The organism is Streptomyces speibonae (assembly GCF_984686075.1).
Genome location: NZ_OZ480260.1, coordinates 3,563,957 through 3,582,593 on the forward strand (window position 1 = coordinate 3,563,957; position 18,637 = coordinate 3,582,593).

At 72.4% G+C, this 18,637-nt stretch carries 17 protein-coding genes; 12 read left to right on the top strand and 5 right to left on the bottom strand.

Translation table 11 applies throughout. The features are described from left to right. Positions 1 to 16: 16 nt before the first annotated feature. The gene (locus tag AC5L3C_RS16025; RefSeq protein WP_493649577.1) at positions 17 to 1,294 is read left to right on the top strand and encodes a DUF2637 domain-containing protein; all 1,278 of its coding nucleotides are present in this window, start codon (positions 17 to 19) and stop codon (positions 1,292 to 1,294) included. 72 nt (positions 1,295 to 1,366) lie between these two features. Here the strand turns inward: AC5L3C_RS16025 and lysS are convergent, their stop codons facing one another. Beyond that, entirely contained in the window at positions 1,367 to 3,109 is a 1,743-nt protein-coding gene (gene lysS, locus AC5L3C_RS16030) for a lysine--tRNA ligase (RefSeq protein WP_493649578.1), read from the bottom strand. A gap of 151 nt (positions 3,110 to 3,260) precedes the next feature. On the opposite strand from lysS, the gene argS reads away from it, so the two are divergent. Together argS and AC5L3C_RS16040 are read left to right on the top strand one after the other, a co-directional pair. Then, positions 3,261 to 5,018 carry an arginine--tRNA ligase gene (gene argS, locus AC5L3C_RS16035; RefSeq protein ID WP_125504922.1) on the top strand — a complete coding sequence of 586 codons (1,758 nt, stop codon included), beginning with the start codon at positions 3,261 to 3,263 and terminating at the stop codon, positions 5,016 to 5,018. Positions 5,019 to 5,085: 67 nt separating this feature from the next. After that, positions 5,086 to 5,415: a DUF2690 domain-containing protein gene (locus AC5L3C_RS16040; RefSeq protein WP_493649579.1), complete on the top strand. Its 330-nt coding sequence runs from the start codon at positions 5,086 to 5,088 to the stop codon at positions 5,413 to 5,415. Positions 5,416 to 5,437: 22 nt separating this feature from the next. On the opposite strand, the gene AC5L3C_RS16045 is transcribed toward AC5L3C_RS16040, so the two are convergent. Beyond that, entirely contained in the window at positions 5,438 to 6,823 is a 1,386-nt protein-coding gene (locus tag AC5L3C_RS16045; protein ID WP_493649580.1) for a helix-turn-helix domain-containing protein, read from the bottom strand. Positions 6,824 to 7,030: 207 nt separating this feature from the next. Between AC5L3C_RS16045 and AC5L3C_RS16050 the strand changes: the two genes are divergently transcribed. Beyond that, entirely contained in the window at positions 7,031 to 7,750 is a 720-nt protein-coding gene (locus AC5L3C_RS16050; protein ID WP_493649581.1) for a DUF4232 domain-containing protein, read from the top strand. Positions 7,751 to 8,182: 432 nt separating this feature from the next. Here AC5L3C_RS16050 and hemB read toward each other — a convergent pair whose 3' ends face one another. Beyond that, the gene (hemB, locus tag AC5L3C_RS16055; protein ID WP_493649582.1) at positions 8,183 to 9,184 is read right to left on the bottom strand and encodes a porphobilinogen synthase; all 1,002 of its coding nucleotides are present in this window, start codon (positions 9,182 to 9,184) and stop codon (positions 8,183 to 8,185) included. Between the two features lie 149 nt (positions 9,185 to 9,333). Between hemB and AC5L3C_RS16060 the strand changes: the two genes are divergently transcribed. The 8 genes from AC5L3C_RS16060 (at position 9,334) to AC5L3C_RS16095 (ending at position 16,781) form a co-directional block, all read left to right on the top strand. Continuing rightward, a complete protein-coding gene (locus tag AC5L3C_RS16060) occupies positions 9,334 to 10,710 on the top strand; it encodes an FAD-binding oxidoreductase (RefSeq protein ID WP_493649583.1) in 1,377 nt (458 codons plus the stop codon). Positions 10,711 to 10,861: 151 nt separating this feature from the next. Next, positions 10,862 to 11,635 (top strand): hypothetical protein, encoded by a 774-nt coding sequence (locus AC5L3C_RS16065; protein WP_493649584.1) that lies wholly within the window; start codon positions 10,862 to 10,864, stop codon positions 11,633 to 11,635. 10 nt (positions 11,636 to 11,645) lie between these two features. Beyond that, positions 11,646 to 12,038 carry a hypothetical protein gene (locus AC5L3C_RS16070; RefSeq protein ID WP_493649585.1) on the top strand — a complete coding sequence of 131 codons (393 nt, stop codon included), beginning with the start codon at positions 11,646 to 11,648 and terminating at the stop codon, positions 12,036 to 12,038. Between the two features lie 255 nt (positions 12,039 to 12,293). Beyond that, entirely contained in the window at positions 12,294 to 12,902 is a 609-nt protein-coding gene (locus AC5L3C_RS16075; protein WP_493649586.1) for a LysE family translocator, read from the top strand. Position 12,903: 1 nt separating this feature from the next. Then, a complete protein-coding gene (locus tag AC5L3C_RS16080; RefSeq protein ID WP_493649587.1) occupies positions 12,904 to 13,632 on the top strand; it encodes a B3/B4 domain-containing protein in 729 nt (242 codons plus the stop codon). A 15-nt stretch (positions 13,633 to 13,647) separates the two neighbouring features. Next, entirely contained in the window at positions 13,648 to 15,177 is a 1,530-nt protein-coding gene (pdxR, locus tag AC5L3C_RS16085; protein ID WP_493649588.1) for a MocR-like pyridoxine biosynthesis transcription factor PdxR, read from the top strand. A gap of 168 nt (positions 15,178 to 15,345) precedes the next feature. After that, positions 15,346 to 15,999, top strand: coding sequence for a DUF4232 domain-containing protein (locus AC5L3C_RS16090; protein ID WP_493649589.1), 654 nt, complete (start codon positions 15,346 to 15,348; stop codon positions 15,997 to 15,999). Between the two features lie 254 nt (positions 16,000 to 16,253). Then, positions 16,254 to 16,781 carry an SMI1/KNR4 family protein gene (locus AC5L3C_RS16095; protein WP_493649590.1) on the top strand — a complete coding sequence of 176 codons (528 nt, stop codon included), beginning with the start codon at positions 16,254 to 16,256 and terminating at the stop codon, positions 16,779 to 16,781. Positions 16,782 to 16,796: 15 nt separating this feature from the next. Here AC5L3C_RS16095 and AC5L3C_RS16100 read toward each other — a convergent pair whose 3' ends face one another. Both AC5L3C_RS16100 and tgmC read right to left on the bottom strand, forming a co-directional pair. Next, positions 16,797 to 17,225 (bottom strand): ATP-binding protein, encoded by a 429-nt coding sequence (locus AC5L3C_RS16100; RefSeq protein WP_493649591.1) that lies wholly within the window; start codon positions 17,223 to 17,225, stop codon positions 16,797 to 16,799. Positions 17,226 to 17,302: 77 nt separating this feature from the next. Further along, the gene (tgmC, locus tag AC5L3C_RS16105) at positions 17,303 to 18,505 is read right to left on the bottom strand and encodes an ATP-grasp peptide maturase system methyltransferase (RefSeq protein ID WP_493649592.1); all 1,203 of its coding nucleotides are present in this window, start codon (positions 18,503 to 18,505) and stop codon (positions 17,303 to 17,305) included. Positions 18,506 to 18,637 lie beyond the last annotated feature (132 nt).

The following is an 18,637-nucleotide window of genomic DNA, read 5'->3' on the forward strand; positions in this document are numbered from 1 at the left end:
GGGGAGGGGAGTACGGGTGGCCGCGCCACTTCAGCTGACACGGACGCACCGGGTTCTCATCGGTGTGGTCGTCTTCGGAGCCGTGATCATCGCCGGGATCGGCTTCGCGGGTTCGTACGCGGCTGTCCGTGAACTCGCCCTGAAGAAGGGCTTCGGGGACTTCAGCTATGTCTTCCCGATCGGCATCGACGCCGGCATCTGTGTCCTGCTCGCCCTGGACCTGCTGCTGACCTGGATCCGCATCCCGTTCCCGCTGCTGCGGCAGACCGCGTGGCTGCTGACGGCGGCGACGATCGCCTTCAACGGCGCGGCCGCGTGGCCCGACCCGCTCGGCGTGGGCATGCACGGCGTGATCCCGGTGCTGTTCGTGGTCTCCGTGGAGGCGGCCCGGCACGCGATCGGGCGGATCGCCGACATCACCGCCGACAAGCACATGGAGGGCGTCCGCCTCACCCGCTGGATGCTCTCGCCGGTACCCACGTTCCTGCTGTGGCGGCGGATGAAGCTGTGGGAGCTGCGCTCCTACGAGCAGGTGATCAAGCTGGAGCAGGAGCGCCTGGTCTACCAGGCCCGTCTCCGCTCCCGGTACGGCCGCGCCTGGCGCCGCAAGGCCCCGGTGGAGTCCCTGATGCCCCTCCGTCTCGCCAAGTACGGCGTCCCCCTCGCCGACACGGCCCCGGCGGGCCTGGCCGCGGCGGGCATAGAACCGGCCCTGATCCCCCCGGCACCGGAGCACGACGCGGCCGCGGGCGGCCGTGCCGTCCAGGCACGGGGCGAAGCACCCGCCGGGGAGCAGCGCCTGCAACTCGAGGGCAACCAGGAACCGGAGTACCGGGACGACACCACCGGCAACCCCTGGCTGCACGCCCGCGACCCGCAGACGGTCGAGTACCACGGCGGCTACGACCCCACGTACGACCCCGACGAGGAGTACGCCCGCTGGTACGCGGAGCAGCAGCACGCCGAGCAGTACGAGGACCAGTACCAGGAGGAGCCGCCCCTCCAGGAGCCCTCTCCGGAGGAGACCGGCAGCTTCCCCATCCCCGTCGTCCCCGGCGGCCGCACCCGCGAGCTCGGCGAGGGCGGCGGCACCTCCGCGTCCGACCCGGACGAGGAGGCGTACTACCAGGTGTTCCGTCAGTCGATAGACGGCAGTTACCCCACGCCCCGCGTCCTGGGCGACAACATCGAGGCGACCTACGGCACCACGCTGAGCCCGAGCGCCCTGAAGGCCCTCGCCGAACGCTTCCAGGCGCGCCACACGGCGGAAATGGAAGAGGACCACATCGCGTAGCGCGCACACACGACGACAGACGACAGGGGGCGCCCGGTGATCACCGGGCGCCCCCTGTCGTCGTCCTGCCGCCTACTCCCCGAGCAGGGTCCGCACCCGCTCCTGCCCCACCGCCAGCAGCAGCGTGGGCAGGCGCGGGCCGGTGTCCCGGCTCACCAGCAGGCGGTACAGCAGTGCGAAGAACGACCGCTGGGCGGTCTTGATCTCCGGCGGCAGCTCCTTGGGCGTGGCGTCGGCCGGGAAGCCCGCCTGGACCTTGGGCACGCCGTAGACGAGGTGGGTGAGCCCGTCCAGCGACCAGTTGTCCGCGAGCCCGTCGAGCAGCAGGCGCAGCGACTGCCGCTCCTCGTCGCCGAGGGACTTCAGCAGCTCCGCGTCGGGCTCCGAGCGGACGATGGTGCGCTGGTCGGCGGGGACGTGGGTGTTGATCCACGCCTCGGCCTTGTCGTAGCGCGGGCGGGCCTCGTCGAGGGAGGTCAGCGGGTTCGCCGGGTCGAGGTCGCTGAGGATCCGCAGCGCCTGGTCCTCGTGCCCGGCGGTGATGTCGGCCACCGAGGCCAGCGTGCGGTACGGCAGCGGGCGGGGCGTCCGCGGCAGCTCACCGCTCGCCGTGCGCACCGCGCGGGAGTGCGCGGCGACGTCGGCGGGCAGGGCGGAGCCGTCGGCGACCTTGGCGTCGAGGCGGTCCCACTCGTCGTAGAGGCGCTGGATCTCCTGGTCGAAGGCGATCTTGAAGGACTGGTTGGGCCGGCGGCGTGCGTACAGCCAGCGCAGCAGCTGCGGCTCCATGATCTTCAGGGCGTCGGCGGGCGTGGGCACACCGCCCCGGGACGACGACATCTTCGCCATGCCGCTGATGCCGACGAAGGCGTACATCGGGCCGATGGGCTGCTTGCCGTGGAAGATCCCGACGATCTGCCCGCCGACCTGGAAGGACGAGCCGGGCGAGGAGTGGTCGACCCCGCTGGGCTCGAAGATCACGCCCTCGTACGCCCAGCGCATCGGCCAGTCGACCTTCCAGACCAGCTTGCCGCGGTTGAACTCGCTCAGCCGGACCGTCTCCGGGAAGCCGCACGCCGTGCAGGCGTAGGTGAGCTCGGTGGAGTCGTCGTCGTAGGCGGTGACCGTGGTGAGGTCCTTGCCGCAGTTGCCGCAGTACGGCTTGTACGGGAAGTACCCGGCCGCGCCGGAGCTGCCGTCGTCCTCGGCGGCGGCGCCGGAGCCCTCGGCGGCCTCCAGCTCGGCCTCGTCGACCGGCTTCTGCTGCTGCTTCTTCGCCGGGGCCTTCTTCGTGCGGTACTGGGCGAGGATCGCGTCGATGTCGCCGCGGTGCCGCATGGCGTGCAGGATCTGGTCGCGGTAGGCGCCGGAGGTGTACTGCTCGGTCTGGCTGATCCCGTCGAACTCCACGCCCAGTTCGGCCAGCGACTCGGTCATCGCGGTCTTGAAGTGCTCGGCCCAGTTCGGGTGCGGCGAGCCCTTGGGGGCGGGGACGGAGGTCAGCGGCTTGCCGATGTGCTCGGCCCACGACTCGTCGACCCCGGGAACGCCGGCCGGGACCTTGCGGTAGCGGTCGTAGTCGTCCCAGGAGATCAGGTGCCGGACCTCGCGGCCGCGGCGGCGGATCTCGTCGGCGACGAGGTGCGGTGTCATGACCTCGCGGAGGTTGCCCAGGTGGATCGGGCCCGAAGGCGAGAGCCCGGACGCGACGACGACCGGTTTGCCCGGGGCCCGACGCTCCGACTCCTCGATGACCTCATCCGCGAAACGGGAGACCCAGTCGGTGGTCTCGGTGCTCTGAGCCACGATCGGCACGTCCTTCTTTCTGCTCGGGCAGCCGGTACGGTCGCACGGCTGACCGCTTCATTCTCCCAGCCCGGCCCGTATCCGCGAAAATCGCTTTTCACGGCGTGGGATACTCGTCTGTCGTAGCAGTCCCACGAACCCGAGCAGAACGGCAGCCTCCATGGCCTCGGTCACGTCCCTCACCGACTCCGTCCAGCAGCAGCTCGCGTCCGCCCTCTCGGCCACCCGGCCGGAGGCCGCCGGCGCCGACCCGCTGCTGCGACGAAGCGACCGGGCGGACTTCCAGGCCAACGGCATCCTCGCGCTGGCCAAGAAGGCGAAGTCCAACCCGCGCGAGCTCGCGGCCGAGGTCGTCGCCCGCATCACCACCGGCGACCTGATCAAGGACGTCGAGGTCTCGGGACCCGGCTTCCTCAACATCACCGTCGCCGACCGGGCGATCACCGGGAACCTCGCTGCCCGGTACGCGGACGACGAGCGCCTCGGGGTGCCGCTGAACGAGAACGCGGGCATCACGGTCATCGACTACGCCCAGCCGAACGTGGCGAAGGAGATGCACGTCGGCCATCTGCGCTCCGCGGTCATCGGCGACGCCCTGCGCGGCATGCTCGACTTCACCGGCGAGAAGACGATCGGCCGGCACCACATCGGCGACTGGGGCACCCAGTTCGGCATGCTCATCCAGTACCTGTTCGAGCACCCGGGCGAGCTGGCCCCGCCCGAGGAGGTCGACGGCGAGCAGGCCATGTCGAACCTGAACCGGGTGTACAAGGCCTCGCGGGCGCTCTTCGACGCGGACGAGGAGTTCAAGGAGCGGGCCCGCAAGCGGGTCGTCGCCCTCCAGTCCGGCGACAAGGAGACGCTGGAGCTGTGGCAGCAGTTCGTCGACGAGTCGAAGGTCTACTTCAACTCCGTCTTCGAGAAGCTCGACATGGAGATCCGCGACGAGGAGATCGTCGGCGAGTCCGCCTACAACGAGGGCATGCCGGAGACCGCCCGCCTCCTGGAGGAGATGGGCGTCGCCGTGCGCTCCGAGGGCGCGCTGGTGGTGTTCTTCGACGACATCCGGGGCAAGGACGACCAGCCGGTCCCGCTGATCGTGCAGAAGGCCGACGGCGGTTTCGGCTACGCGGCGTCCGACCTGACCGCCCTGCGCAACCGGGTCGACGAGCTGCACGCGACGACGCTGCTGTACGTCGTGGACGTCCGCCAGTCCCTGCACTTCAAGATGGTCTTCGAGACGGCCCGCCGGGCCGGCTGGCTGAACGAGGACGTCACCGCGCACAACATGGGCTACGGCACGGTGCTCGGCGCGGACGGCAAGCCGTTCAAGACCCGTGAGGGCGAGACCGTACGCCTGGAGGACCTGCTGGACGAGGCCGTCCAGCGGGCCGCCGAGGTGGTGCGGGAGAAGGCGCGGGACCTCACCGAGGACGAAATCCGGGAGCGGGCCGCGCAGGTCGGCATCGGCGCGGTGAAGTACGCGGACCTGTCGACCTCGCCGAGCCGCGACTACAAGTTCGACCTGGACCAGATGGTCTCGCTCAACGGCGACACGTCGGTCTACCTCCAGTACGCCTACGCCCGTATCCAGTCCATCCTCCGCAAGGCCGGCGAGGTCCGCCCCGCTGCCCGTCCGGAGCTGGAGCTGCACGAGGCGGAGCGGGCCCTGGGCCTGCACCTGGACGCGTTCGGCGACACGGTCTTCGAGGCGGCCGCGGAGTACGCCCCGCACAAGCTGACGGCGTATCTCTACCGGCTGGCCACGCTGTTCACGTCGTTCTACGACAAGTGCCCGGTCCTCAAGGCCGACACCCCGGAGCAGGTCGGCAACCGGCTGTTCCTGTGCGACATGACGGCCCGCACTCTCACCAAGGGCATGGGCCTGCTGGGTATCCGGACCCCCGAGCGGCTCTGACCCCTCCGACGGCACACGCGACGCGGCCCGTCCTCTCCCCCGGTGGGAGGACGGGCCGCGCCCGGTTGTGCGGTGCCGGGTCCGGCTCAGCAGGCACCGCACCGCGACCGGAGCCCGGGTGGAGCTGCGCTACAGCGGGGAGTGCGGCGCCGGCTGGGCCCGGATGTACGCGACGCGCGTCGGCGACGGGCTGACGGTGACGGCGGGCGGACCGACCCGCCGGGCGCGCATCGCGGACGAGGTCGACGCGGCAGCGTACGTCTACACCGCCATGACCACGGCCCGTCCGGGAACGGTCCTGCGGGCCTGTTTCCGGCCCACCGCGGCCGCCGACAGCCGGCGGGAGTGCTTCGAGGCCCGCGTGGGCGGGGGTGCCCCGGTGAGCCCGGCGAGCTGAGGCGCCGCGTGCCGGCGGCCCGTCATTCCTGCAGGGTCGTGCCCTCCGGCACCCACTTCTCGCCGCCCAGCGGGAACTCGTACGCCGGGCGCCCGTTGTTGCCGCTGGTGCGGAAGGGGCGGCCCTTGTCGTCCACGGTGAGCGTGCCGCTGCGGGAGCCGCTGGACCACTTCAGCTCCAGGAACCAGCTGACGTCGTAGGCGGAGGCGTCGGCGGTGATGTAGTAGACCTCGGGGTCGGACTGGCTGACCGAGAACGGGAAGTCGTCGTGCCCGGCCTGCGGGGTCACGTCCGGCCGCGCGGCGTCGAGGGCGACGGTGAAGGAACGCGTGGGCACGCCCGCGCCGCAGCCGACGCCGGGGTGGCCCATCACGAAGTCGTTCCACGCCAGCGGCGACCGCTTGCCCGCCACCCGCACGGTGAGATCCTCCACGACCACCGTCCTGTCCGAGGTCCCCTGCACGGTGAGCTGCACATACTGCTCCCCCGAGGACACGGCCCCGAACGCGCTGACCCACGCCGGCGCGTCCTGCTCCACGGGCGGCGGTTTCACCTCGCTCGCCGGCCGGTTGACCAGATACCGCTGGAAGCAGGGGCTCTCCCAGGCGTACGGCTCGGTGTGCACGGTGAGCGGCACCCCGCTGTCCTCGTCGTCGGTGTCCGCCGCGGCGGCCCCGGCGGCCGGCGGGCTGCTCGTCTTCTTGTCCGCCGGGGCGGGGGTCTGGGACGGGGAGGCGGAGGCGGAGGAAGAGGAAGAGGGAGAGGCGGAGAGCGACGGTGTGGGTGTGACGTCCTTGTCGTCGACGGTCGCGGCCCCGACCGGCTTCTTGGCCGCGTCGCCGTCCGTCCCGCCGTCCGGCAGCCCCAGGGCGACCGTGATACCGACGACCACGGCGGCGACGGCGGTCCCGGCCAGGACGGCGGTACGGGTACGGCGCCGGGGGCGGGGTCCGGCGGACGCCTCTTCCGTCGGGGGTTGGGTGTACTGCTCCGGCGCTTCGGCGGCGGGTGCCGGTGCGGCGTTCCGGTCCGGCGCTTCGGCGGCCGCGGGTCCGGTGGTCCTCCCGGGCGCTTGCGTCACCGCTGGCGCGGTGTCCTGCTCCGGTGTCCGCGTCACCTTCTCCGGCGCATCCGCCGCCGGGGTCTCGGGCTTGCGTCTGCGTACCGCGTCCGCGAGCACCCACCGCCGGTGCAGTTCGACCAGTTCCTCGGGGCCCGCCTTGCAGAGCCGGGCCAGCCGCTCCACCGGCGCGTAGTCCGTGGGCACCGCGTCCCCGTTGCAGTACCGGTGCAGCGTCGACGTACTCATGTGGAGCCGCTTGGCAAGGACCCCGTAGCTCAGCCCCGACCGGTCCTTCAACTCCCGCAGGAGCGCTGCGAACTCCGCCGCGGGCATGCTTTCCGACACTGTTCCTCCTTCCCCCTGTCCCGTTCCGCCATTCCAGGGAACGGCCATTTCCCCAGGTCAGAGCGGTATGAGCGTTCCAGCGTCCCGGATCGTCCGCCGGATGTGGCGGCCGGGACGGATCCCCTCACAAGCTTTGGTCATCCAAGCACGCCGCTCCCGCCGAACGGTCGAGCGGCCCCAACTCGTGACGAGAAAAGAGAATTTGCCATGCGTGCCTCCCGCCTCCGCCTGATCGCCGCCGCCGGAATCACCCTCGCCACGCTCGCCCTCACCGCCTGCGAGGACGGCACGGGCACCAAGGACGAGGGCCCGGGTCAGTCGACCGACTCGGCGGCGACCGCGGACGGGTCCAAGAACTCACCCACGGACCCGGCGGCGGAGGGCACCGGTACGGGCAAGCCCGCCCAGGACGGCAAGGGCGGCGGCAACGGAGGGAGCGACGGCGGCAAGGACACGGACCAAAGCGCCGGTTCGCCGGCCGACTCCGGCGACCCGCAGTCCCGCGTCGCCTGCAACGGCTCCAACACCAGCGTCACCGCGAAGCCGGTCTCCCGCCCCGTCAACCACATGCTGATCACGGTGAAGAACACCGGGTCCAAGCTCTGCGACCTCACCTACTACCCGGTGCTCCGGTTCGACGAGATGCAGTGGGTGCCGCAGCCGGTCAAGGAGACCCAGCCGCAGGCCGTGGTGAGCCTCCAGCCGGGCGAGACGGGGTACGCGGCGGCCCTGCTGTCGGCCGCCGACGGCAGCGGCGACGGCGGCACCACCGGCCGGAAGCTCGCCGTCGGCTTCCAGGGCTCCACCCCGAACAGCGACGGCGGCCCGGCCGCGATCCCGTCCCTGCCGGCCGAGGGCGTCTACTACGACAGCTCGCTGGCGGTGACGTACTGGCAGCGGTCGATGGACGACGCCCTCAACTACTGAGCGGCCCGGCCGGGACGTGGACGCGCTCGCAGGCGCCGTATCCCCGACACCTCCGGGATCCCCGACATCCCCGGGATCCCCGACGTCTCCGGGCTCCCCGCAAAACACGAAGGACACGCCGTGGTCCGTCCCTCCCCCGCGAGGCTCTCCTCCGCAGGGGCGGACCACGGCGTGTCCGCGGTTGCCGCTCCACTCAGTCGCAGTAGGTGAAGAGCAGGCCGGAGTAGTCCCAGAACGCCGAGGGGCGGGTCGGGAACGAGGACGACACCACGACGTACGTCTACACGCCCATGGTCACGGCCCGCCCCGGCACGGTCCTGCGGGCCTGCTTCCTGCCGGCGTCGACACCGGCGGCCGCACCTGCATCGAGGCGCGCGTCGGCGCCTCCACGACGACCTCTCCAGCCGCGGGTCCCGCGGCCGCGTCCGTCCCTTACCGCGCAGCGTTCAGCTTCTGGGCCGCCTCGATCGCCCAGTAGGTCAGGATGTTGCGCGCGCCGGCCCGCTTGATGCCGGTCAGCGTCTCGAGGATCGCCCGGTCCCGGTCGATCCAGCCCTTCTCGGCGGCCGCCTCCACCATCGAGTACTCACCGGAGATCTGGTACGCCGCCACCGGCACGTCCACCGTGTCCGCGACCCGCGCCAGGATGTCCAGGTACGGGCCGGCCGGCTTCACCATCACCATGTCGGCGCCCTCCTCCAGGTCGAGCGCCAGCTCGCGCATCGACTCACGGACGTTCGCCGGGTCCTGCTGGTAGGTCTTGCGGTCGCCCCGCAGCGAGGAGGCGACGGCCTCCCGGAACGGGCCGTAGAAGGCGGAGGCGTACTTGGCGGTGTAGGCGAGGATCGCCACGTCCTCGCGCCCGACCCGGTCGAGGGCGGCGCGGATGACCCCGATCTGCCCGTCCATCATCCCGCTGGGCCCGACCACATGCGCGCCCGCCTCCGCCTGGACCTGCGCCATCTCGGCGTACCGCTCCAGCGTGGCGTCGTTGTCGACGCGGCCCTGCTCGTCCAGCACCCCGCAGTGCCCGTGGTCGGTGGTCTCGTCGAGGCACAGGTCGGACATGACGAGCAGGTCGTCCCCGACCTCGGCCCGCACGTCCCGCAGGGCGACCTGGAGGATTCCGTCCGGGTCGGTGCCCGGCGTCCCGAGGGCGTCCTTCTTCGACTCCTCCGGCACGCCGAACAGCATGATCCCGGAGATCCCGGCCGCCACGGCCTCGGCGGCCGCTTTCTTCAGACTGTCCCGCGTGTGCTGCACGACGCCCGGCATCGCCGCGATCGGCACCGGCTCGCCCGCCCCCTCGCGCACGAAGGCCGGGAGGATGAAGTCGGCGGGGTGCAGCCTGGTCTCGGCGACCATGCGCCGCATCACGGGAGTGGTACGCAGACGCCGCGGCCGCGCGCCGGGGAAGGATCCGTACGTCGTCATACCACCTACGCTACGCCCGCCCCGCCCGTGCCTTTGCCGACGCCGAGTCGGCGGCCCGGAGGCCATGTGCGGGCCTCCCGCCCCGGAGTCATGCTGGAGGAAAGGCCCCGAACGGCGGGTCCCTCCGTACACGCCTCACGGAGGACGCGATGACCACCACGCATCCCACCCCCGACCTGTTCGCCCTGTCGGAGATCCGCGGCCCCGTGCTGCGCCCCGGCGACGAGGGGTACGCCGAGGAGGTCACGGGTTTCAATCTGTCCGCCCTGCGCACCCCCGACGTGGTCGTCGCCGCGACCGGTGCCGACGACGTGGTGAACGCGCTGCGCTGGGCGTCGGCCACCGGCACCCCGGTCGCCGCCCAGGCCACCGGTCACGGGGCCAACTTCCCCGTCGACCACGGGTTGCTGATCAGCACCGCCCGCATGAGGGCCGTGGAGGTCGACCCGGGGCGGCGCACCGCGACGGTCGCCGCCGGCGCGAAGTGGGGGGACGTGCTGGCCGCGGCCGCGCCGCACGGGCTGGCCACGCTCAACGGCACGTCCACGGACGCGGGCGCGACCGGCTACCTCGCGGGCGGCGGTCTGCCGGTGCTCGGCCGGACGTACGGGTACGCCGCCGACCTGGTCCGCTCCTTCCGGGTCGCCACGCCGGACGGGCGGCTCCACGAGACGGACGGGACCAGCGAGCCCGAGCTCTTCTGGGCCCTGCGCGGCGGCAAGGGCACCGTCGGCGTGGTGACGTCCCTGGTCACGGAGTTGCTCCCGCTGCGCACGGTGCTCGGCGGCGGCCTCTACTTCCGCGGCGAACACGCCGAGGCCGTCCTGGCCGCCTGGACGGAGTGGACCCGCACGGTCCCGGAGCGGATGTGCAGCGCGTTCGCCGTCCTGCGCATGCCGCCCATCCCGCAGATCCCCGAACCGATCCGTGGCGGCTTCTGGGCCCGCGTCGCGGTCGTCTGGACCGGCGACCCGGCCGAGGGCGAGCGGCTGCTGGCCCCGCTCCGCGCGGCCGCGCCGGTGGCCGTCGACTGGGTGGAGGAGATGCCGTACACGGACATCGACCGCGTGCACCTGGACCCGCAGGATCCGCTCCCCGCCCGGGAGTCCTGCTCCCTGCTGCGCGAACTGCCCCCGCAGGCCCAGCGGGCCTTCCTGGACCAGGTGGGCCCCGACGCCTCCGGCAGCCCGATCCTGGTCGCCCAGATCCGCCACATGGGCGGTGCCCTGTCCCGCCCCGCGCGCACGGAGGACGCGATCTGCGCCCGCGACGCGGCCCACCTCCTGGAAGCCGTCGCGGTCATGGGAGCCCCGCCCGACGCCGAGGCCGTCGAACGCGCCACGGCGTCCCTGCACACGGCGATGTCCCCCTACGGCACCGGCCGCACGATGATCAACATCCACGGCACCCCCGGCGACGCGGCCGACCGGGCCCGCGCCTGGACCCCACAGGTCCACGAGCGCCTGCGCCGCGTCAAGGACACGTACGACCCGGCGAACCTCCTGCGCTTCGGCCACACGGTGTGAGAACCGCTGCCCACCTGGTCCGGGCCGGCCGGGAGAAGGCTCTGATCCTGCTCAAGATCCTTTACCTTGCTACCGGTCGGTAGATACGTTCGTTCCCGACCACAGAGGTGGACAACACCTCATAACTGAACAGAAATACGGGGACTCTGGCATGACCACCAGAATCATCACGAACACCGGGCGGCGCGGTGCCGCCCGGCGCACCGGCGCGATGCTCGTCGCCGCCGTCACCGCGGGCACCCTCCTCGCCACCGCCACCGGCGCCCAGGCCACGGAAGCCGCGGACCCCGCGGCACAGCGCACGGTCTCGGCGACCGCCACTCCGGCCGCCGAGGCACCGGAGTTCACCGCGGCGGAGCGGGCGCAGGGTGCGGTGCTCGCGCAGGGGATAGCCGAACTCGGCGTGACCGAGGACCAGTTCGCCGCCGCCCTGGACGTGGCCCTGACCAGGCCGGCTCCGGACCCGGATGCCCTGCGCACCCGTCTCGCCGCGCTCCCGGCGCGGCCGACGGCCGAGCAGCTCGTCCAGGCCGCCCACCCCGAGGACGGCGAGGCCCGGGCCGCGCTGCTGCCCCTCTTCGCCAACGCGGAGGTGCGCGCCGCCACCCTGGCCCGGCTCGCCCCGGCCGCCGCTGCCGCCCCCGGCGGGAAGCAGCCGATGATGGCCGCGATGGGGTGGTGGGACCAGACGAAGTTCGTCGTCAAGTGCAGTGCCGCCGTCGCCGCCGTGCTGATCAGCTTCGCGCCGGCCGGTTCCAGCATCAAGGTCGCCCGCGCGGTCGCCCTGTTCAAGCGGTACGGCGCGAAAAAGACGGCGAACATCATCTGGCGCTTCGTCAACGGCAAGCGCGTCGGTTCCAAGGAGCGCGAGGCCGTGAAGGCGTTCATCGGCATCTCCGCCATCTCGTCCGCGTGCGGCAAGTGAGGTGAGTGCAGTGACGATCGAGCATGTCGCCGTGATCGCTCTGGCGGTCGAGGTGGTGATCATGGTGCTGGCCCGGGTCGGCACCGAGCGTCGCCACTGGAACCACGCCAAGGGGCGCGGGCCCGCCCCGCTGAAGAGGGACGACGTCACCCTCGCGTCGGGGACGCTGTACGCGATCGCCGCGGTCGCGATGGTGGCGGGTGCCGTCGCCACGCCGGTCGAGCTCACGCTCGGGGCGGTCGGCACGTTCGCGCTGTTCGGCATCCTGCTTCCGGCGTTCGCCGCGAACGCCGTGCTGGTGCTGTCGACGCGGGGCAACCCCGGGGCGGTCACCGCGGGCCGGCGCGGGCTCGCTTTCGCGGTCGCCGCGGGAGGCGGTCTCCTGTCGGTCGGCCTCGTCTGACGAACTCCCGTCGGGCGTCCTCGTCCGACGAGCTCCCGTCAGGCGTCCTCGTCCGACGAGCTCCCGTCAGGCGTCCTCGTCCGACGAGCTCCTGTCGATCGGCCTCGTCCGACGAGCGCGCATACGGTCACGGACCCCGGTGCGGTGCACGGGGTCCGTGCCTTTTGGACCTGTAGAGCCCGCACCGTTTGGCTCTGCCCTTCGGGCCATGACTGCGCCAGGCTGGGAGAACCGTCCATCTCCCGGAGGGATCCTGTGAGTCTCGCGTTCCTGCTGACCACCCTGGTCGTGGTGGTCACGCCCGGCCCCGGCGTGGTGTACACCCTCGCCGCCGCGCTGTCCCACGGCCGCCGGGCGAGCCTGCTGGCCGCGCTCGGCGGCACGCTCGGCGTCGTACCGCACCTGGTGGCGACGATCAGCGGCCTCGCCGCGCTGCTGCACGCCAGCGCCGTGGCCTACTCGGTGGTGAAGTACCTCGGTGTCGGCTACCTGCTGTACATGGCGTGGACGACGCTGCGCGACAAGGACGCGCTGACCGTCGAAGCGGCAAAGACCGCGCCACCGCCCGCGCTCCGCGTGATCACCTCCGGGGTCCTCATCAACCTGCTGAACCCGAAGCTGACCTTGTTCTTCGTCGCCTTCCTCCCCCAGTTCGTGCCCGTCGGCACGCCCGGCTCCCTCGGCATCATGCTCCAGCTCGGTGCGGTCTTCATGGCTCTGACCCTGGCCGTCTTCGCCGTCTACGGCCTGTGTGCCGCGGCCGTGCGCGACCGCCTGATGACCCGGCCCCGCATCATGACCGGCATCCGCCGGGTCTTCGCCCTCTGCTTCGTCGGCATGAGCGCACGCATGGCGGTGGCCTGACATGCGCTTCCGGCACGCGGACGCCATCTGGTCCGACCACCCCCGCCTCGCGGCGGCCGCCCTGCACGCCACCGGCATCGGCCCGGCGGCCGACGTCGGCCCCCGCGTCGCGGAGTACACCGCCCGCGCCCTGACCCGGCTGGCCGGCGCCACCGAGGGCCAGTTCCCCGAAGTGCTCGCCTGGCGCCGGACGTTCACCCGGATGGGGCTCAAGCCGACGCAGTACCGGTGCGCCTCGGAGTCCCTGCTGCGGCGACTGCGCAAGGAAGGGACCCTCCCGCGCATCCACCCCGTGGTCGACCTGTGCAACGCGATCTCCGTCGCGTACGCCGTCCCGGTCGCCGTCCTCGACGCCGACCGCATCACCGGCCCGCTGCTCGAAGTGCGCCACGCCCACGGCGACGAGGAGTACACGACCTTCGGCGGCGCCATCGAACATCCCGCCCCCGGCGAGGTGACGTACGCCGACTCCGCCGGCCGGGCGCATGCCCGCCGCTGGACCAACCGGCAGAGCGGCCACTCCGCGGTCGGCGAGCACACCACCCGGATCTTCGTCGTGGCGGAAGCCGTGCACGACGGCGGTGCGGACACCGTCGCGGAGGCGGTGCGGACGATCGCCGCCGAACTCACCGCGCACTGGCGGACCGACCCCGTGACGGCCCTTCTCACCCCCTCCGCACGGGAGTGCACGTTCAGCGACGAGCCCCTGTCCGGCGCCCGGACACCGTAAGGGACGCGTGGCACCATGGGTGCGGTGAGCGAGCAGGAACGGCCGACGGCCGACGCGGCGGAGACCACCGCCCCGCCGGCGCCCGGCTCCGACTTCCTCTCGCTGTACGCCGGCGACGCGCCCGCGGGCGGTAAGGCGGACTGGCTGGCCCAGCGGCTGCGGCAGGCCATCACCGACCGCCGGCTGACCGTGGGCAGCAGGCTCCCGGCCACCCGGGTGCTCGCCGCCGAACTGCGCGTCTCGCGCGGCGTGGTCACCGAGGCATACCGGCGCCTGGCCGAGGACGGCCACGTCGAAGGGCGCCGGCGCGGCGGCACGGTGGTGGTCGCGGCACCCCCGGCAGCGGCACCCCCGGCCCAGGGCACGAAGCCCCCGCACCCCGGCGGTACGGCCCCACCCTCCCCCTTCGCCGGAGAACCCGACGCCGACGTCTTCGACGCGCTGCGCGCCGCCGACGCCCGCATCGACCTCACCCCCGGCCGCCCCGACCTCTCCGCGTTCCCCCGCACGGCCTGGCTGCGCGCCGAACGCGCCGTGCTCGCCGAACTGTCGGCCGCCGATCTCGGCTACGGCGACCCGCGCGGCGCCCCGCGCCTGCGCCGCGCCGTGGCCGACTGGCTGGCCCGCAGCCGCGGCATCAGGGTCGACCCGGACGGCCTCCTCGTCGTCGCCGGCATCGCGCAGGCGCTCACCCTGCTGACCCCCCTGCTGTCGGCGGACGGCATCACCGCTGTCGCGGTGGAGGACCCCGGCTCGCTCGGCACCCGCCAGCACCTGCGCAACGGCGGACTGGCCACCCCGCCGGTCCCGGTCGACGCCCACGGCCCACGCGTCGACGCGCTGCGCGCCACCGGAGCCCGCGCCGTGCTCCTCACCCCCGCCCACCAGTTCCCCACCGGCGTGGTGACCAGCGGCGAGCGCCGCCGCGAACTGCTGCGCTGGGCCGCGGACGGCGGCCTGATCCTGGAGGACGACTACGACGCCGAGCACCGCTACGACCGCCCGCCCGTGCCCGCGCTGCGCGCCCTGGTCACCGACGAGGTGCACTACATGGGCAGCGTCTCCAAACTCCTCGCGCCCGCGCTGCGCATCGGCTGGCTCCTGCCGCCGGCCCGCCATCTCAAGGCGCTGACCGACGCCAAACGCTTCACCGACCTGGGCAACGCCGTACTGCCCCAGCTGGTCCTGGCCCAGCTCATGGAATCGGGCCAGCTCGAGCGGCATCTGCGGCTGCTCCGCGCCCGCCACATCCGCCGCCGGGACGCGATGATCCACGCCGTGCAGGAGCATCTCCCGGGCGCGGTCGTCCACGGCGCGTCGGCCGGGCTGCACCTGACGGTCACGTACGCCCCGGACGTCCCCGACACCGACCTCGCCGCCGCGGCCCTCGCCCACGGCGTGAAGTGCCATCCCCTCTCCTGGCACCGCCAGCTGCCCGGCCCCCCGGGCCTGGTCCTCGGCTACGCGGCCGACCCGCCCGGCACGATCACCGAGGGCGTACGGACCCTCGGCCGGGCCCTGCGCGAACTGACCCGGCGCTCCTGAGTTCCGTAACGGCGCTCAAGCATGTGTCCAGGTTCCGTCTTGGTCTGTAACAGGCGCGTCCTAGCGCGCCGTTGGGCGAAACGCGGGCCGGACCGGGCGCCTCTAGGTGATCAGAAACGGCCGCCCGCACCAACGAGCGGGCCCCCCACTGACACTGAGGATGACACCATGCGCGTCAACAAGCTCACCATCGCCGCCCTGGCCGTCGTCGCGGGTCTCTCGCTCACGGCCTGCCAGAACGACGACGTTGCCGCCGCCGGCGACACGCCCGCCGCCTCCCCCACGACCGCCGGCACGGGCGGCCAGGACGGCCAGAAGGGCAACGACGCCTCCACGGGCGGCTCCGACGGCAACGACCAGGCACAGGGCTCGGTCGCCGGAACCGGCTCCAACCAGAACGGCGAGGTGGGAGAGTGCCGGACCGACGAGCTCGAGGTCACCGCGGTGGAGGGCGCCGGCGGGGACGACGAGGGCCTGGTCGCGGTGGAGTTCGGCAACGAAGGCGGCCGGGACTGCTCCCTCGTGGGGTACGCGGGCGTCGACCTGGAGACCGGCTCGGGAACGGTGTCCGCGGAGCGTACCGGCGAGGAGGCCGAGACGGTCATCCTCAAGGACGGTGAGTCGGTGTCCTTCGCCGTCAGCTACCCGATCAACAACTCGGGTGGCTCCGGCGTCAAGATCACCAGCCTGGTGGTGACCCCGCCGAACGAGACGAAGTCGGTCACCCTGGACTGGCCGGGCGGCGCTTCCCTGCCCGTGACGGACGGCTCCGGCTCCTCCGTGAAGGTCGGCCCGATGGGCAGCGCCGGCCAGGGCGGCTGACCACCATCGGCACGACAACTTCACCGACACCACATCGGCCAGGCCCTCGCCCCGGGAACGCTGGTCCCGGGGGGCGAGGGCCGACCCACGACCCCAACAAGGGTCCACAGCCGCTCCGCCCCCTTGAACAGGACCGGCGGACGGACAGAACAACTTGAGGACAGTCCAACAGAGCGTCAGTCAGTGCCCGGGTCACGACCACCGGAACCCGAGTATCAGCATCAATGTCAGTGCCGGCGGCTACGGTGCCGCGCATGAACGAGACGACCGGTGACGACCGCGCCTTCCCTCCCGCCCTCGCCGAACTGGCCCGCACGGGGGTCGACTACGCCGACGGCGAGGGCATCGACTTCGAGCCCTATGACGCCTTCGAATCGGCCGAGGAGACCACGGACTGGCTGCGCAAGTGGACGGGGAACCCGGACCTCGACGGCGACGCCTACCGGGTCTTCGGGCAGGACGGCACCGGCGGCCTCGCGGCCCTCTGGCGCGTGCGGCCCGGCCGTCCCCTCGCCGAACAGCCCGTGATCTTCCTGGGCTCGGAGGGCGAGCGCGCCGTGGTGGCCGGGAACCTCTCCGACTTCCTGTGGATGCTGGCCGACGGCTGCGGCCCCCTGGAGGCGGTCCTGGACGAGGACCGCGAACTGCGCCCCGACGCGGCGCTCACCGCCCTCGCCGAACGCCACGCCACCACCCCCCGCAGGCCGGCCCACGCCATCCTCACCGAGGCCGCAAGCGAGTTCCCGGCCTTCTCGGACGACATCGACGCTCTCTGCCGCTGAGGTCACTGAGCCCCGTCACCAGAAGCGGGCGACCTCCAGCTCGGCCCACACGGTCTTGCACGGCACCGGCCCTGCCACCACCCCCCAACGGTCCGCCAACTCCCCCACCAGCACCAGCCCGTACCCCGACTCACCGAGCTCCGGCACGGCACTCCCCCGCACCGGCAGGCTCTCACCCTTGGCGTCGGTCACCTCGATGCGCAGCACCCCGCACGTGGTGACCGTGAGCGCGAGCCGGAAGCCGCGCCCGGGAACCCGGCCGTGCGCGACGGCATTGGCGGCCAGCTCGGCAACAATCAGCCGGGCCGGATCCAACGGCACGCCCCACCCCTCCAGTTGCTCGGTGGCGAACAGCCGAGCCAGCCGGGCACCCCGGCGCGTGGCGGAGAGGGGCACGGTGAACTGGTGGAGCGGGGTGCGGGGTACGGCGATTCTTTGATCCATGTCACTCAGGGTGTTCACTCGCGTTCCCGCTGTGAAGGCGGTGGACCCGTGCGACCGAGGGCTGTCCGGCCCGTCCCTCAGGGCAAGGGCAGCGCCAAGCACGGCAACCGCGCGTGACGCAGATGCTGTCCGCAGCCATGGACACACAAGGTGAACGTCTCGGGCCCCGGCCGCCCCGCCGTCTCGTAGCCGTCGAGAACGCGCTCGACCCGCTCCCACAGCCGCACCGGACCCCCCTCCCGCACCCGCCAACCCCCGTCACCGTCCGGCGTCAGCGCGGCGGCCGACCCGCTCGCCACGTCGATCAGATGCACCGCGTCGCCGACGGTGGCCAGTTGGGCACCGGGTACGGCGCTCTGTACGAGGAAGCGCAGATGGAAGGCTTCCTCGCTCCCGGTGGTGATCCGCTCGGGCCCGTACCGGGCGACCCGCATCTCTCTCGGCAACCCCGCCGCCCAGTGGGCGGGATTACCAAAGGCCAGCGCAGCGTGCGTGCGCGCCGCCATGAAGGAGACCGTACCGCCGAGCAGTTGCCCCTCGGCGGTGCCGTCCCCGGCGACGGTGAGCAGGACGCGGGCGTACCCGTACAGCCAGCCGGAGAGTGTCAGCAGGATCTTCCCGCCCGGCCGGGTCTGGGCGACCAGGGCCGGGGGCACGGCGCGGAAGGAGCAGGCCGCGACGATCCGGTCGAACGGGGCCTCGGGCCAGTACCCGTACAGCCCGTCGGCGACCGCGAGGGTGGGCGCGTAACCACAGCCGTGCAGCGCGCTCGCGGCGCGTTCCAGCCGGCGCGGATCCACCTCGACGCTCGTCACACCGGCCGACCCGAGACGTTCGCAGGCGAGTGCCGTCGAGTACCCCGTACCCGTGCCGATCTCCAACACCGTGTGCCCTTCCCGGACATCGGCGTCGGCCCACATCCGCACCACGAGCGACGGCAAGGTGGAGGACGAGGTCGGGGCCCCTCCGTACCGCTCGACCGGGTTTTCCCACTCGGGTTCCTCACCGTCGAACTGCGTGATCAGCGTGGTGTCGGAGTACGCGGCGGCCAGCCAGCGCCCGCGATCGAGCGCGGCGGTGACCGGCTGCCACACGGCCAGCCCCCGCCCGTCCCGCTCCCCACCGGCCAGGTAGAACCCAGGCACGAACCGATGCCGCGGCACCGAATCCACGGCCGCCCGCCAGCCCGGATCGTCCAGCTCCCCACGTACGGCAAGCTCCTCCACCATGACCGCACGCAGCCGCGCGGCATCGGTCTCGAGGTCTACGGGCAACGCCATGGACGGCCCTTCCTTTCACCTGGTTTCACCACGCATTGTGCTCGCGCGCGTGCAGACTGTGCATGCGATCAGCTCGTACAAGCGGCGGCTGTACGCCAGGTGGGCCGGTTTCTGTCCGGGCTGCCCGGGGTG

What these genes read in the sequence shown, in the direction of transcription:
- argS (WP_125504922.1), top strand. Translation starts at nt 3,261, where the DNA reads ATGGCCTCGGTCACGTCCCTCACCGACTCCGTCCAGCAGCAGCTCGCG.
- AC5L3C_RS16050 (WP_493649581.1), top strand. Translation starts at nt 7,031, where the DNA reads ATGCGTGCCTCCCGCCTCCGCCTGATCGCCGCCGCCGGAATCACCCTC.
- hemB (WP_493649582.1), bottom strand. Translation starts at nt 9,184, where the DNA reads ATGACGACGTACGGATCCTTCCCCGGCGCGCGGCCGCGGCGTCTGCGT.
- AC5L3C_RS16060 (WP_493649583.1), top strand. Translation starts at nt 9,334, where the DNA reads ATGACCACCACGCATCCCACCCCCGACCTGTTCGCCCTGTCGGAGATC.
- AC5L3C_RS16065 (WP_493649584.1), top strand. Translation starts at nt 10,862, where the DNA reads ATGACCACCAGAATCATCACGAACACCGGGCGGCGCGGTGCCGCCCGG.
- AC5L3C_RS16080 (WP_493649587.1), top strand. Translation starts at nt 12,904, where the DNA reads ATGCGCTTCCGGCACGCGGACGCCATCTGGTCCGACCACCCCCGCCTC.
- pdxR (WP_493649588.1), top strand. Translation starts at nt 13,648, where the DNA reads ATGGGTGCGGTGAGCGAGCAGGAACGGCCGACGGCCGACGCGGCGGAG.
- AC5L3C_RS16090 (WP_493649589.1), top strand. Translation starts at nt 15,346, where the DNA reads ATGCGCGTCAACAAGCTCACCATCGCCGCCCTGGCCGTCGTCGCGGGT.
- AC5L3C_RS16095 (WP_493649590.1), top strand. Translation starts at nt 16,254, where the DNA reads ATGAACGAGACGACCGGTGACGACCGCGCCTTCCCTCCCGCCCTCGCC.
- AC5L3C_RS16100 (WP_493649591.1), bottom strand. Translation starts at nt 17,225, where the DNA reads ATGGATCAAAGAATCGCCGTACCCCGCACCCCGCTCCACCAGTTCACC.
- tgmC (WP_493649592.1), bottom strand. Translation starts at nt 18,505, where the DNA reads ATGGCGTTGCCCGTAGACCTCGAGACCGATGCCGCGCGGCTGCGTGCG.